Source organism: Cognatundibacterium aquatile (assembly GCF_014699135.1).
Classification (GTDB): Bacteria; Pseudomonadota; Gammaproteobacteria; order Burkholderiales; family Burkholderiaceae_D; genus Undibacterium; species Undibacterium aquatile.
In genome coordinates this window covers 415,016-428,656 of record NZ_JACOFT010000003.1, presented here as the reverse complement: position 1 = coordinate 428,656, position 13,641 = coordinate 415,016, and the positions used below count along the sequence as shown (strand labels likewise).

The following is a 13,641-nucleotide window of genomic DNA, read 5'->3' as shown; positions in this document are numbered from 1 at the left end:
ACCAGAATTTCCTTCTTCGTTGCGAATGTCAATTCTGCTTTCAGTACTGCTTTCATTCCCTCTTCCTTTCACTCGTCTCCCCCGCCAACATCCTGCTGCTGATACCTCTGGCATCCGCTCTGCTGCGTTACGTCAAGAATCACCGTGAAGGCAATCTACGTTCAACGATATTTGTCGTCACACATCTTGACAGCAAGATTGATGACTCAGATACTGCGGCATCTGAAAAATTATTTTCATTATTTCGACATCAGCGTTGATAAAACTGGCAAATACCTATGCCCGTCATCTGCACGCTGATGCGGTTGGTATCCTATTTCATCCCGGAGACATAATGGCGCTGCAACAATTATCTGAAGAGCAGGTACGCACCTGGACCCGAGCTCAGAAAGACGAGTGGTGGTTCAACAATATTTATCGTGGCGACATGCCACAGCTGACATTTCGTTCAGCACTGACTGGCTTTTTATTAGGCGGCATTCTGGCCGCGACAGCGCTGTATATCGCCGCTAAATCCGGTGTGAATATCGGCGTTGGCCTGACTTCTGTGATCCTGGCCTTTGCCCTGTTCCGGATTTTGTCCAAAACCGGTATCGCCAAAGACTTTACCGTTCTCGAAAATAACTGTGCGCAATCAATCGCTACTGCCGCAGGCTATATGACCATGCCGATGGTGGCCCCGATTACCGCGTACATGCTAGTGACAGGGAAAATTATTCCCTGGTGGCACATGATGATCTGGATGGTGGTCTGTTCGGTACTGGGTGTGCTTGTCGCTTTTCCATTGAAACGCCGCTTCATTAACGAAGATCAGTTGCCGTTTCCAGAAGGCCGCGCCTGCGGCGTGGTGCTCGACACTTTATATTCCGGCGATGGCAAAGAAGGCATGCGTCAGGCCAAACTGCTGGGTCTGACGACGCTGTTTGCTGGCGCCTATCAGTTCCTCATCAGCGACGGCTGGATGAAACTGCTGCAATTCAAACTGCTGCAAATGGATAAATGGGCTGGTATGAAAGAAGCCTGGCATCTGCAGGAAAGATTTGATGAATACTATTACATGGCAGCGGTGAAATTTGATTTATGGATACCAAAAATCCTGGGAATCGATTTCCGCACACTGGGTTTGCGCTTTACCGTCGATGCCGCGATGTTTGGTGTCGGTGGTTTGATGGGTATCCGGGTTGCCAGCAGTTTGTTGTTCGGCAGCTTGCTGAATTTTGCTTTACTTGGCCCCTTGATGATACAAAAAGGCGATATCGTCGCGCGTATCGCTCCCAGTGGTAAAGTCGTACCGATTTCCCGCGTCGAAATTCTGAATCAATGGGGTCTGTGGTGGGCGGTATCGATCATGGTCGTCGGTTCTATCGTCACGCTGGCAGCGAAGCCTGAAATTTTTACCAGCTTATTTAAATCTTTCGGTAAAAAGAAAGGGATCAGCAGCAACAACGATTTGCTGAAAAATATCGAATTGCCGCTGATGATTTCCTATGTCGGCATTCCTGCTTTCAGTATGCTCGGCGCATGGCTGAATTTCAGCTTTTTCGGCGTGCCTATGGTATTGACGTTTGCTGCTTTACCCTTAGTTCTTCTGCTGTCTGTGATTTGTGCAAACTCGATGGCACTGACATCCTGGACACCAACCGGCGCGCTCTCAAAAATCACCCAAATCACCATGGGCGCGATCGACAGAGTCAACCCAGCAAGCAACATGATCCCTGCCGGGATGACCGCCGAAGTAGCATCGAATGCTTCTAACCTGTTATCCGACATTACACCGGGTTACATGCTGGGTGCAAAACCTCGCCAACAGGCGATTGGTCACATCATCGGCATTATCTCTGGCGCACTCGCTTGTGTGCCGATTTACTACCTGCTGTTCTTACCTGCGGATGCTCAGGGTGTGCGCGACACGGCAAGCATCGTCAGCGACCAGTTTTCGCATCCATCCGCAATGCAGTGGAAAGGCATGGCCGAACTGATTGCCAAAGGCATCAGCAGTTTGCCGACGTCAGCCGTCATTGCGATGGTGATCGCCGCTATCGCTGCGGTGGTCATCGAAGGCGCTAAAATCATCACCAAGGGTAAAGTTCCATTGTCAGCAGTAGCGATTGGTCTTGGCGTTGTCTTACCACCGGATGCCTGTCTGGCGATGTGGATAGGTGCAGCCGTATTCTGGTGGATGGGGCGCAAGCATACCGAGAAAGGTACGACTGGTCATCAATTCTGGGTCGAAGGCTGCGAGCCTATCTGTGCCGGCCTGATTTCAGGTGCGGCATTGATGGGGATCGGTAATGCGATCATCAATGTGCTGATGTAATAACTGAAGTATTGATATATTAAAAAAGCCCCGCACGATGCGGGGCTTTTTTTATCTGAGGTTTGCCGGAATACTGCCGAGCTGCTGATCAACGAAACCATCAAATGCCTGCAGCAAACATTGATATTTGTCTTCGTCGTTTTCCAGACGCATCAGCGCATAAGCACAGGCTTCCAGACTCGATAATTGATCTGCTTTGTGCGCTTTACGTATCCGGTAATGCGATGCAGGCATCTGCTCCAGACTCAGACGTGGCAGCGCTTGCAGTAAAGGATTCAGGTACAGCATTTTGCGGCTTTTACGCCAGGTCGCATCGATAATGACCAGGCGTAGTCCTTGTATTTGCTCACTCTCCTGATATTTTTCTGCCACAGGCAAGGCCAGATCTGCGGCTTCGATGAGAGACGTATCAGGATAGAGCAACACAGGCCGAATTGCCGCTACAGGCCACGTATCGATTGAGACATCCGCCATCGCATCTGTCGTCGTATTGGCTGGTGCATCGGCGGGCGCATACAATGCCCGCATCAAGACATCTCCGGCGAAAATCTCGCCCGTCAGAACACGTGAATGCTGCAAACATAAATCCAGCAGACGTATGCTGCCTTTCGCGTTATTCACTTCCAGAGGATGCTGCAGTATCAATACTTCTACCCCGTTATTCACAGGTACTATCCAGTTGCAGATACAAGCTGATTGCGGACGGAGGCAGCGCAGACAAATCGCACGTTTACTTGATGCTGTGGAAATCGCAGAAAAATTCATGCAATAAGACTGTTCATGTCAATGCGCTACAGACTGAACTGATCGATGCGAGATATCGCTCAAAGTAAATCATGCAGCGCTTCCGCCAGATACGGATACTGAAATTCGTAACCCAACTCAGCAACGTGCATGGGCTGCACGCGTTGCCCGCCGGTCAGTAACTCTGCCATGTCGCCCATCGCCAGTTTGAGCAGAAATGCCGGCGCAACAAACAGCGCGGGGCGGTGTAAAGCAGCGGCCAGGGTCTGGGTGAATTCGCGGTTCGTTACCGGATGCGGTGCCACCATATTGTAGGGTCCAGCTGCATTTTTATCGTCCAGTAAATAGCGCACGATGGCCACGTAATCCTGCACATGAATCCAGCTCATCCATTGTTTGCCATCAGCAATGCGCGCGCCCAGAGCGAGACTGAATGGCAGATGCATTTTCTTCAGTATGCCACCGGCAGCGTCCAGCACCAGTCCTGTACGTAAGATGCAAACGCGGATTCCCATGTCTGCCGCCCTGTTTGCAGCCGCTTCCCAGTCGGCACACAGATGAGCGCCGAAATCTTTAGCCACAGCGGCCTGCTCACTGAACAACTGATCACCGCCATTTCCATAAATGCCCACCGCAGAACCACTCAGAAAAACTTCAGGCTTGAAATTGGCGGCAGAAATTTTTTGCAGCAGCTTTTCAGTCAGGGCGATCCGGCTGTCACGTAAAACTTTTTGCCGGGCGGAGGTCCAGCGTTTATCGACGATAGGTTCGCCAGCAAGATTAATGATGGCATCAAACTCGGTATCGACATGATATTCATCCAGCGATTGCATCGCATGGACGGCATTACCACACAAAGATCTGACCGTTTCGGGATGGCGGCTGAACACAGTCAGCACATGTCCGTGATCAAGTAAGGACGAGCATAAACGGCGGCCGATTAACCCGGTACCACCTGTGATCAGAATACGCATATCAGCCTCGTTAAATATTTTTCATCAGAAGACCTTGCATCACTTTTCCATCACCGTTCTCAGTTCACAGCGCTGAACAATCAGCGCCGAACGGAATAACTGCAAACAGCAATGGCAGTGATGAAACAAAAGTGCGTCAAAGAATCAGCTTCGTCGGCGATCAGCGCAACTCTTCGAGTATGCGCAAACCATCATCAAAATTCCATACACGACGCACTTCTATCACGTCATATTGTGCAGCGATATTCGGTGGAAATGCAGCGTACTTGGCGTTGATGCGAACAATATTGCGCACAGCCTGATCCAGATCAGCTCGCCCGCTTGATCGGTGTATCGTAATTTCCTCAACACTGCCGTCGCTGCGGATCGCCACGGTGACGACAGGATCGCCGCGCGCTTTATCGCGTGATGTCTGAGAAAAATTCAGATTCCCGTTTCTCTCGATTTTTTGCTTCCAGCTATCGATGTACATACGCAGTTGGATATCTTTTTCCGCACTGCCTAACACACTGCGACGGCGTGGCCGTTCTTCAGTGTCGGCACGCGGCAATGGCGGCGTGCCACGCAACAAATCTAAGCCACGCGCCTGTTCGCGCGAACGGTTCGCCAGATCGCTGCTGAGTAAGCTTTGCGGCAAAACAAAAGCAGCAGTCTTGTCGCCACTTCCCGCAGCATTGCTGGCAGTTGATCCTGCAGAATTACTGTGGCTACCGGACACGCTGGACTTGCCAACGGCACTATTGCCATCCGCCTTGCCAGCGGTGAGCGGATGATCATTTGCATTCGCCAGCTTATTCGTACCATCAGCTTTTGCCGCGGTGATGGCAGCCTGTTCGCGCTCACGTTGCTGCGCCAGCGCCTGTTCAGCCTGTTGGCGAGCGGACTCGGCGCGCTGTTTTTCAAGGCGCTCTTGTTGCGCTTTTTGTTGAGCCTCTTGCGCTTGTTGCTGCACTTGTTGCTGCGCCCGTTGTTCTGCCAGTTTTTCCATTTTCTGGCGTTCCAGCAATTCCTCATTTTTTGCCTGAGCAATTTGCCTTTCCATCTGCTGTTGTTTGCGCAACGCCTCTTCGCGTTGCCGCTTCAATTCTTCCTCGCGCTCCTCTGCCTGCTGACGCGCAGTGAGCATGGCGGTCTGGCGCTCTTTGCGTTGTTGTTCGCGCTGAACAAGCTCAGCCTGCATTTGCTGCTTCAGGCTGTCATCGACAAGTTTCATATTATCGATACGTTGCAACGCGGTTGCCGCCAGGGCACTGGCATTGGCTTTGCTGGCTTCTTGCAAAATACGTTGCTGTTGCTGCTCGGCTTCATGCTGTTGCTGTGCTTCTTGCTGTTTCAGCGCCAACGCAGCATCAGCCTCCGTGCGCACTGCTTCAGCTATTTGTTTGCGGCTGGCCTCTTCCATCTGCTTCACACTTTGCTGCGTGGATGCAGGTGCTGCAATTTTTTCTTGCAACAATTCTTTCGTCGCCTGCAGTATTTTTTGTTCGCGCCGTTCACGCTGCTGCGCGTCCGGCTCAAAGCGACTGACCGCGACCGGCGGCAGATCAGTCAGCTCTTCAACTGACTGGCTTACTGGGTCAGGAAACATTTTCTGCTCTTCATTCTGCGTAAGTTCTTTTTTACTTTCTTCCGGATCACGAACCGCGACGCTGAAAGTGTCGTTTCTGAAATTATTCTGAGTAATAATGTCAGGCACATCAACCGCGACAACCCGTGGCGGACGTGACATAGCAACAGGTGTCCGGGTCACCGATTTTTTCGCTTTCGCGGCTTTGGTGCGCGTTTTTTTCTCCGGTGCAGCGACGCTGGCAACAGCAATCGACGGTGCCAGCAACTGTATGCCCCGCGGCGCCGTTGATTTCGGCGCGTCAGTCATTGCCGGGGCCGGCGGAGAAGCAAGCGGAGCCGCAGAGACCGCGGGCTCCTTTGATGGCGAAACGGTGTTCGTTTCAGCTTTTAGGTTTGCACTTGCTACAGGGTCAGAACTGGTCACCCCAGCAGGTGAGGCTGTCGTGGCTGCCGCAGGAACAACATCCGCGATTTGCACACTGAGTTCAGGTGTTTCTGCCCGGCGTTTATCCCAGGGTACTTCGAGACCCGGTAAGCCGACACCCGGTAAGCCAAACTGCAACGACAGGATGAATGCATGCACCAACAAAGAAATCAACAAGCCGCCAGTCAGGCGTTTTTTAATCTCATCAGGCAATTGATGTTCAGTTTTGGCTGGAAACAGATTCATGCAGCAGATAGTGGAAAATTCGGCTAAATTGCAAGTTAATCAAAAACCGGGAACTGGCGATGCTGTCTTATGATGCGCTCGTCGCCAAGCCTCATTATCGCATGCTCAGCAATCCATATTGTTGCAGATTCTGACCTGAGAATTGCAGGCGTTTGCCGGAAAAAAAATTAACGTCCCGGATAAAACAAACGTCAGGCATTTATACTATGGCACCATACCATCACTGATATCCGCACGCAGAAAGAAACGCATGTTGAAAAAAATCTCCCTCATTGATTCTCACACCGGTGGCGAACCCACCCGCATTATCGTCGGTGGCGGCCCCGACTTAGGCAGCGGTTCACTCACTGAACGTCTGCAAGTTTTTCGCGACAAGTTTGACCACTATCGCAGCGCCACCGCCTGCGAACCGCGTGGCTCAGATGTCGTCGTCGGTGGACTGGCCTGCACACCGGCAGATCCGTCTTGTGTGGCAGGGATAATTTTCTTTAATAATGTCGGCTATCTCGGCATGTGCGGTCATGGCATGATCGGTTTTGTCGCAACTCTGGCCCACCAGGGAAAAATCCAGGCCGGACAGCATCGCATAGAAACACCGGTCGGTATCGTGAATGTTGAGTTACATGACGATCACAGCGTTACCGTCCACAATGTTCCTGCTTATCGCTACAAAAACGCTGTCAGCGTAGATGTGCCGGGGATAGGCAAAGTCTGCGGCGATATCGCGTGGGGTGGCAACTGGTTCTTCCTGATCAATCAGCATGGGCAAGAATTGCATCTGTCGAACGTCGAGCGCCTGACCGACTATGCATGGCGCGTGAGACAAGCATTGGAAGCCAGCCAGATTACGGGCGAGAACAATGCGCTCATCGATCATATTGAATTGTTTGGCGCCGCGACCAAAGAGAATAATCATAGCCAAAACTTTGTGCTCTGCCCCGGCAAAGCCTATGACCGTTCGCCTTGCGGCACCGGCACCAGTGCCAAGCTGGCTTGCCTCGCGGCAGACAATAAACTGGCTCCGGGCGAAGTGTGGCGTCAGGAGAGTATTATCGGCAGCGTCTTCGAAGCGTCGTACCAGTTGCCAGCCTCGCCTGAGCGTCAGGCAAGCGGACAGATATTGCCGAGCTTACGTGGAATGGCCTTTGTCAACATGGAGGCAGACATACTGCTGAATGAGGAAGATCCGTTTGTCTGGGGCATACGCTGATACGTTTGATCATTGCATTCAAAGCACGCTGACAGAGGCCTACTTAAACATTATTTTTATTTTCCAAAATCAATAAAGTGACATAATTGGGCACATCTGTAAATTATCGAATTAATCGTTTTTATGACTGAAGACTACAAAAAGAAACCTTACCTGACGCCGAATGAAGTCGCGCAATGGATGATGGTGTCGCCAATTACTGTACGTAGCTGGGCACAAAGAGGTTTATTGCAGGCCGAAGTCACGCCGGGTGGACATCGTCGTTTTCGTCTGGAAGAAGTCGAACGCTTTGCCCGTCAATGGAATCCCGCCGGAAACAAGGGGCCACAGCGAATTCTGATCGTCGATGACAATAAGGCTTTCGCTGGCTTCCTGATGGAATTACTTGGTGAAGGCGAACAGCCTATGGTGGTCGAAGCCGCCTACGATGGCTTTGATGCAGGCCGTAAAGTGCATACTTTTTCCCCGGATATTGTCTTGCTCGACCTGATGATGCCGGGCATCAAAGGTACCGAGGTCTGCCGCCAGATCAAAGAAATACCGGGGCAAGCCAATGTCAGAATTATCGCCATGAGCGGATATCTGAGCCCGGAAAACGAAGCGGAGCTTCTCTCCGTCGGTGTCGAATGCTGCTTTTCAAAACCTATCGATACTGCACGTTTGTTTCAGGTCATAGGCTTCAACATCTGACCATGTCAGAATAGGCTTCATACATCGATACACTCGCCATCGATGATCTTCTTTCTGCTTCGCTTGAATTATTCTTACGGTCATACCGACGATGAATAAAACTGATGCCACGATGAACGTTGAATGGACGCTGAATGAATGACATCATGCTCATCTCTGGAGTCGACGCAAAGCGCCAGCTGTTAAGGCGGCAGCTATATCTGGTCGCGGTCTTTGCCGCCTTATTTTTGCTGGCGATGTTTTTGCCTCTGACGGATATTCATATTCCGCACCAGTATTATCTTCCTCTGCATACCTTGCTGGAATTTGCGGCCATTCTGTTTGCATTTCTGATTTTTGCGGCAGTCTGGCACACACCGGAAAAAGAAGTCTCCACTTCCCTTCTGCTGATCGCCGTCACTTTACTCGCCGCTGGCTGGCTCGATTTTGCGCATGTCATGTCCTACAAAGGAATGCCTGATCTGATCACGCCATCCTCGCCACAAAAGTCGATTGCTTTCTGGCTTTTTGCGCGGATACTGTTTGCTGGCATTATTTTGTTCATCAGCTTTTTCCCCAATCTGCATCCGCCCGGACGGCGCTTCAGATATACCGTACTGGTCGCATTCAGCGTCATTAACCTGGGGATTTTGTGGCTGGTCTTTTTTCAGGAAAGCAGCCTGGTCATTACATACAATGAAAACACCGGATTAAGTCAGTTCAAGATCGTCACTGAATGGCTGATCACCGCAGCACTGTCCGTCGCAGCCTTCCGTTACTATCGTCTCGCGCGCGCATCTGGTCAGGAATTTTCAACACTGATGTTCGCGGCGATTGCCATCGCGGCGATGAGTGAATTTTTTTTTGCAGACTACGTCGTCATCAGTGACACATCGAATGTCATCGGACATTTTTACAAGGTCGTCAGTTATGCGCTGATTTACCGCGCGATGTTTGTAGTGATTGTGCGCAAGCCATATCAGACGCTGGCGATGCATGCGGAAACAGTACAAAAAATCAATGAAACCTTGCGTTCACAGGCAATGGCACTGGAATCCTCCGCAACGCCGATTTTTCTTACCGACGAAAATGGCTTACTGCGCTGGAGAAATCCGGCGTCACGCGCCATTCTTCCCCCGGATGCATCGGAAGTCGCTGGGCAGGCCTGTTTATTTTCAGCACCGATCACACCAGACCCCAGGATCGCAGCAGAATTAAGAAAAACCGTAGAAGCGGGGCGTATCTGGCGCGGCGCGATCACCATTACCCGAAGTAACGGCGAAAGCTTCATCATCAATCGCACCGTCACGCCGCTGCTGAACGACAATGGGATCATTGAGGGTTATGTTTCGGTTGGTGAAAATGTGACAGAAAGCACGAAAGCTTTATTGCGGCACAAGCGCGTGCTCGATACCGCGATTGATGGCTTCGTCATCGTTGATACCAAAGGAGATCTGCTGGAAGTCAATGAAGCCTACGTAAAAATGTCCGGCTATTCCATGGAGGAATTGCTGACGATGAGCATCAGTCAGTTACATGTTATGCAGAGTGCTGAAAACGCCCAAAATCATCTGCAAAAAATCAGGACACAATATCGCGATCAGTTTGAAACACATCATCGCCATAAAGACGGTCATATTTTCCGTGTTGAAGTTTCCGTAACTTACGATCCGGAATCCAGGCATTTCTTTATTTTCACGCGCGACATCTCTGAAAGAGAGAAGGCGGAATGCGTCAAGCAGGAACTGGAACGGCAATTGCAGCAGTCGCAAAAGATGCAGGCGCTGGGGCAATTGACGGGCGGCATTGCGCATGATTTCAATAATATTCTGGCCGCTATTCTTGGCTATTCCAATCTGGCGCTGGAACGCTTCGTGCCGGATAAACAAAGCAAACTGGCGATCTATCTGAAAGAAATCATCACGGCCAGCGAACGTGCACGCGATCTGATCGCAAAAATGCTGACCTTCACCCGTACGCAGGCCAGCAGCAGCGTGAATCTGATGTCTCCCGCCGCGGTCATACAGGAAGTTGTGGCGATGATGTTACCGTCGCTGCCTTCCAGCATACAGTTACAGAGTCATATCGAAGATGATCTGTGCATCCGTATGGACGCAGGAGAATTAAGCCAGATCCTGTTGAATCTCGTCATCAATGCGCGCGATGCGATTGATACCCATGGCGTGATTGACATTCATCTGCATCAGACAGAGTTACACGGAGAAATCTGTGCCATCAGCCAGCAACGGCTGTCCGGGACTTATCTGGCAATTGATGTCTCTGATAATGGTGCAGGTATCTCACCGGAACACATGTCACGCTTGTTCGATCCTTTTTTTACGACCAAGGAAGTGGGCAAAGGAACCGGGCTGGGTTTGTCTATGGTACAGGGCATACTGCGGCGCTCGGATGCCCATATTTTGGTGGAGTCCGGTGCTAACCTCGGAAGCCGCTTCCGGCTTCTGTTTTCCATCGTTCCGGCGTCAGAATGCAAATCGCCAGCCGCAAAAAATTCCAGTGCAGTCGGTGTCACCGGAACCGGACAACGCATCTGGGTCGTGGATGACGAACCCGCCGTCGGCGGATTTCTGCGGGAATTGCTCGAAGGTGCCGGTTATCAGGTGGAACTATTTACCGATCCGTACAAGGTGATGAATGCACTTGCCAACGAAGAGATTGCCATCGACTTACTGATCACCGATCAGACTATGCCAGGCATCACTGGCGTGACCCTGGCCCGCTACCTGCACAGCATGCAACCCGATTTACCAGTGATACTGTGCACTGGATACAGTGATGGCTTAGACCGCAATGAAGCCCTTCGCAAAGGAATAAAGCATTACTTCACCAAGCCGGTTGCCGCGGCGGACTTACTGAAAACAATTGCCGATATTTTCGCGCACAATCACAAGAAACATTGATGTAAAACAATGCACACTTTGCAATCCTCTGTCCACTTGCAAACAACAAATCGATAAATTCGATTGACTCGATATAATTAATCAGATTAACATTTCCACCTGGAAATAATTTCCGCGCTCTCATCACATTGATGGTGCGATTCTGATCCGATATTTTCTCAACAGGTCTGCCAGCGAAACGCCTCTTTGTCTCAGGTGAGTAACCTGCTTTTGCCGCGAGAACGCTGATCAGATAAAAAAGAAATCCCTTTCAATGAATGCGAAGGATAGTGATGCAACTGACAGACAATAACAATGCCACCCCGAATCCCGTCGCCGGGCTGAGTTCACTGGAGTTTCTGGCATTCACACTGGGCAAAGAAGAATACGGTATTAACATTCAGCGGGTGCAGGAAATTCGCGGCTACGAGGCGGTGACACGGATTGCCAATGCGCCGGACTTTATCAAAGGCGTGATAAATCTGCGCGGGGTGATAGTGCCCATCGTCGATATGCGCATCAAATTCAATCTGGACAATCCGGCCTACGATGAATTCACCGTTGTCATTATTCTTCACGTCTGCCAGCGTGTGATAGGCATGGTCGTCGACAGTGTTTCCGACGTCATCAATCTGGTGCAAGAACAAGTCAAGCCAGCACCCGATATCGGCTCGCTCAATACCGGCCATTTAATTGGCGTCGGCACATTAGATGACCGCATGCTGATTCTGATCGACATAGACAAACTCATTTCCAGCGGTGACATGGGTTTAATAGAACAGCTCTCTGAATAATCTTCGCCACCGGATGAAGACAGACGAGCCCGTATCACCTCACTCACCAGAAGAGAATACAAATGAACATGAATATGAAAGTCGGCACAAGATTAGGCATAGGTTTTGGTATCGTCGTGATGCTGTTGATCGGTATGACCTTGTTTGGCGTTAATCGCATGAGTTCACTCAACGACGGCACCAGTCTACTGGTCAACGACCGTTACCCTAAAGTGGTGCTCGCCAATGAAATACTTGATGGAATTAATTTCAATGCACTTGCAATGCGAAATTTACTGATCACTGAAGATCCTGAAAAAATTAAAGCAGCGCTCAGCGAAATTAAATCTAACGTTACCCGTGTCGGCGAAAAAATTGCCCAGCTCGACAAAACGATTTCAACTGAAAAGGGTAAGCAGGTTTTCAATGAGGTGAAAGAAGCTCGCAGTAAATATGTAGTGACTCAAAACGAATATCTGAAATTAATCAGCGAAGGAAAAAAACAGGAAGCGGGTGAATATCTGTTGTCGTCTGTCGTACAGGCTCAGACTGCATATTTTTCTCAGGTACAAAACCTGATCGCGCTGATTGGCACCATCATGGTCAAAAGTGGTGAAGATGCCGAGAAAAATTATCAGAACAGCAGAAATATGCTGTCGGGCATCGCGATCATCGCGATCCTGCTGGCGTGCGGCTTCGCTTACTGGACAACACGCAGCATTACCCTGCCCTTGAATCAGGCGGTGCAGATTGCCCGCACGATTGCCGATGGGGATCTCACCAGCAAGATTCAAGTCGAATCCAGCGATGAAACTGGGCAGTTGTTGCAGGCGCTGAAAGACATGAATAGCAGCCTGGTCAGAATCGTGGCGCAGGTCAGAACAGGAACCGACACTATCGCTTCCGCTTCAACACAGATTGCTGCCGGTAATCTGGATCTGTCATCGCGCACCGAGGAACAGGCCAGTTCATTAGAAGAAACCGCCGCATCGATGGAAGAGCTGACCAGTACCGTCAAGCAGAATGCAGATAATGCGCGTCAGGCAAATCAACTCGCAGCAGAAGCGTCTGATGTGGCGATCAAAGGCGGCGATGTGGTCTCTGAAGTCGTCAGCACCATGTCATCCATCAATAATTCGTCGAAAAAAATCGTTGATATCATCAGCGTCATTGATGGCATCGCATTCCAGACCAACATTCTGGCGCTCAATGCCGCTGTCGAAGCAGCGCGTGCTGGCGAACAAGGCCGTGGCTTCGCCGTCGTTGCCAGCGAAGTCCGCAATCTGGCTCAGCGCAGTGCTGCTGCCGCGAAAGAAATTACGGTGCTGATCGGTGATTCTGTCGATCAGGTGTCGGCAGGTACGCTGCTGGTCAATAAAGCCGGCACCACGATGAGCGAGGTCGTCAGCAGCGTTCGCCGCGTCACCGACATCATGGCGGAAATTACCGCAGCGAGCCATGAACAAAGCACAGGCATAGAACAGGTCAATCAGGCCATCGCACAGATGGATGAAGTGACGCAACAAAATGCGGCGCTGGTTGAAGAAGCGGCGGCAGCAGCGGCCAGCCTCGAAGATCAGGCAAGCAATCTGTCAGAATTAGTCGATGTATTCCGGATAGACAGCACACAGATCGTGGCAAACACAGCCAGCTCAGCCAGCACGGTGGCATCGCACACGCAAAAAGCCGCTACAGCAGTCCGGCGTACTATGATGCAGAATCCGGCAAAACGTCTGACTAACACTTAACTATCCTGGCCGGGGCTCGCCCTTCACACGCGATGCTCCGCAACTGATCATAACGGAACTCCGGAGA

General features: G+C 50.8%; 10 protein-coding genes. 6 read left to right on the top strand and 4 right to left on the bottom strand.

The genetic code is table 11. The features are described from left to right. Nucleotides 1-334 precede the first annotated feature (334 nt). On the top strand, nucleotides 335-2,317 hold the full coding sequence (locus H8K26_RS10430) for an OPT family oligopeptide transporter (RefSeq protein WP_190479328.1): 1,983 nt from the start codon (nucleotides 335-337) through the stop codon (nucleotides 2,315-2,317). 51 nt (nucleotides 2,318-2,368) lie between these two features. Here H8K26_RS10430 and H8K26_RS10425 read toward each other — a convergent pair whose 3' ends face one another. The 3 genes from H8K26_RS10425 to H8K26_RS10415 form a co-directional block, all read right to left on the bottom strand. Next, nucleotides 2,369-3,082 (bottom strand): tRNA-uridine aminocarboxypropyltransferase, encoded by a 714-nt coding sequence (locus H8K26_RS10425; protein WP_190479326.1) that lies wholly within the window; start codon nucleotides 3,080-3,082, stop codon nucleotides 2,369-2,371. 59 nt (nucleotides 3,083-3,141) lie between these two features. Further along, nucleotides 3,142-4,035 (bottom strand): TIGR01777 family oxidoreductase, encoded by an 894-nt coding sequence (locus H8K26_RS10420; RefSeq protein WP_186883076.1) that lies wholly within the window; start codon nucleotides 4,033-4,035, stop codon nucleotides 3,142-3,144. A 160-nt stretch (nucleotides 4,036-4,195) separates the two neighbouring features. Further along, the gene (locus H8K26_RS10415) at nucleotides 4,196-6,274 is read right to left on the bottom strand and encodes a TonB family protein (protein ID WP_190479325.1); all 2,079 of its coding nucleotides are present in this window, start codon (nucleotides 6,272-6,274) and stop codon (nucleotides 4,196-4,198) included. 250 nt (nucleotides 6,275-6,524) lie between these two features. Here H8K26_RS10415 and H8K26_RS10410 point away from each other — a divergent pair, with 250 nt between their 5' ends. Together H8K26_RS10410 and H8K26_RS10405 are read left to right on the top strand one after the other, a co-directional pair. Further along, nucleotides 6,525-7,484 (top strand): 4-hydroxyproline epimerase, encoded by a 960-nt coding sequence (locus tag H8K26_RS10410; protein ID WP_223826961.1) that lies wholly within the window; start codon nucleotides 6,525-6,527, stop codon nucleotides 7,482-7,484. A 123-nt stretch (nucleotides 7,485-7,607) separates the two neighbouring features. Beyond that, the gene (locus H8K26_RS10405; RefSeq protein WP_186883074.1) at nucleotides 7,608-8,174 is read left to right on the top strand and encodes a response regulator; all 567 of its coding nucleotides are present in this window, start codon (nucleotides 7,608-7,610) and stop codon (nucleotides 8,172-8,174) included. Here the strand turns inward: H8K26_RS10405 and H8K26_RS10400 are convergent. Next, on the bottom strand, nucleotides 8,164-8,322 hold the full coding sequence (locus H8K26_RS10400) for a hypothetical protein (RefSeq protein ID WP_190479323.1): 159 nt from the start codon (nucleotides 8,320-8,322) through the stop codon (nucleotides 8,164-8,166). The genes H8K26_RS10405 and H8K26_RS10400 overlap by 11 nt on opposite strands. Here H8K26_RS10400 and H8K26_RS10395 point away from each other — a divergent pair. The 3 genes from H8K26_RS10395 (at nucleotide 8,321) to H8K26_RS17740 (ending at nucleotide 13,574) form a co-directional block, all read left to right on the top strand. Next, on the top strand, nucleotides 8,321-11,074 hold the full coding sequence (locus H8K26_RS10395; protein ID WP_190479321.1) for an MASE3 domain-containing protein: 2,754 nt from the start codon (nucleotides 8,321-8,323) through the stop codon (nucleotides 11,072-11,074). The two genes, H8K26_RS10400 and H8K26_RS10395, sit on opposite strands and share 2 nt — an antisense overlap. Before the next feature lie 272 nt (nucleotides 11,075-11,346). Continuing rightward, entirely contained in the window at nucleotides 11,347-11,847 is a 501-nt protein-coding gene (locus tag H8K26_RS10390; protein ID WP_190479319.1) for a chemotaxis protein CheW, read from the top strand. A 62-nt stretch (nucleotides 11,848-11,909) separates the two neighbouring features. Then, a complete protein-coding gene (locus tag H8K26_RS17740) occupies nucleotides 11,910-13,574 on the top strand; it encodes a methyl-accepting chemotaxis protein (RefSeq protein ID WP_190479317.1) in 1,665 nt (554 codons plus the stop codon). Nucleotides 13,575-13,641: the final 67 nt, after the last annotated feature.

What these genes read in the sequence shown, in the direction of transcription:
- H8K26_RS10430 (WP_190479328.1), top strand. Translation starts at nt 335, where the DNA reads ATGGCGCTGCAACAATTATCTGAAGAGCAGGTACGCACCTGGACCCGA.
- H8K26_RS10425 (WP_190479326.1), bottom strand. Translation starts at nt 3,082, where the DNA reads ATGAATTTTTCTGCGATTTCCACAGCATCAAGTAAACGTGCGATTTGT.
- H8K26_RS10420 (WP_186883076.1), bottom strand. Translation starts at nt 4,035, where the DNA reads ATGCGTATTCTGATCACAGGTGGTACCGGGTTAATCGGCCGCCGTTTA.
- H8K26_RS10415 (WP_190479325.1), bottom strand. Translation starts at nt 6,274, where the DNA reads ATGAATCTGTTTCCAGCCAAAACTGAACATCAATTGCCTGATGAGATT.
- H8K26_RS10410 (WP_223826961.1), top strand. Translation starts at nt 6,525, where the DNA reads ATGTTGAAAAAAATCTCCCTCATTGATTCTCACACCGGTGGCGAACCC.
- H8K26_RS10405 (WP_186883074.1), top strand. Translation starts at nt 7,608, where the DNA reads ATGACTGAAGACTACAAAAAGAAACCTTACCTGACGCCGAATGAAGTC.
- H8K26_RS10395 (WP_190479321.1), top strand. Translation starts at nt 8,321, where the DNA reads ATGCTCATCTCTGGAGTCGACGCAAAGCGCCAGCTGTTAAGGCGGCAG.
- H8K26_RS10400 (WP_190479323.1), bottom strand. Translation starts at nt 8,322, where the DNA reads ATGATGTCATTCATTCAGCGTCCATTCAACGTTCATCGTGGCATCAGT.
- H8K26_RS10390 (WP_190479319.1), top strand. Translation starts at nt 11,347, where the DNA reads ATGCAACTGACAGACAATAACAATGCCACCCCGAATCCCGTCGCCGGG.
- H8K26_RS17740 (WP_190479317.1), top strand. Translation starts at nt 11,910, where the DNA reads ATGAACATGAATATGAAAGTCGGCACAAGATTAGGCATAGGTTTTGGT.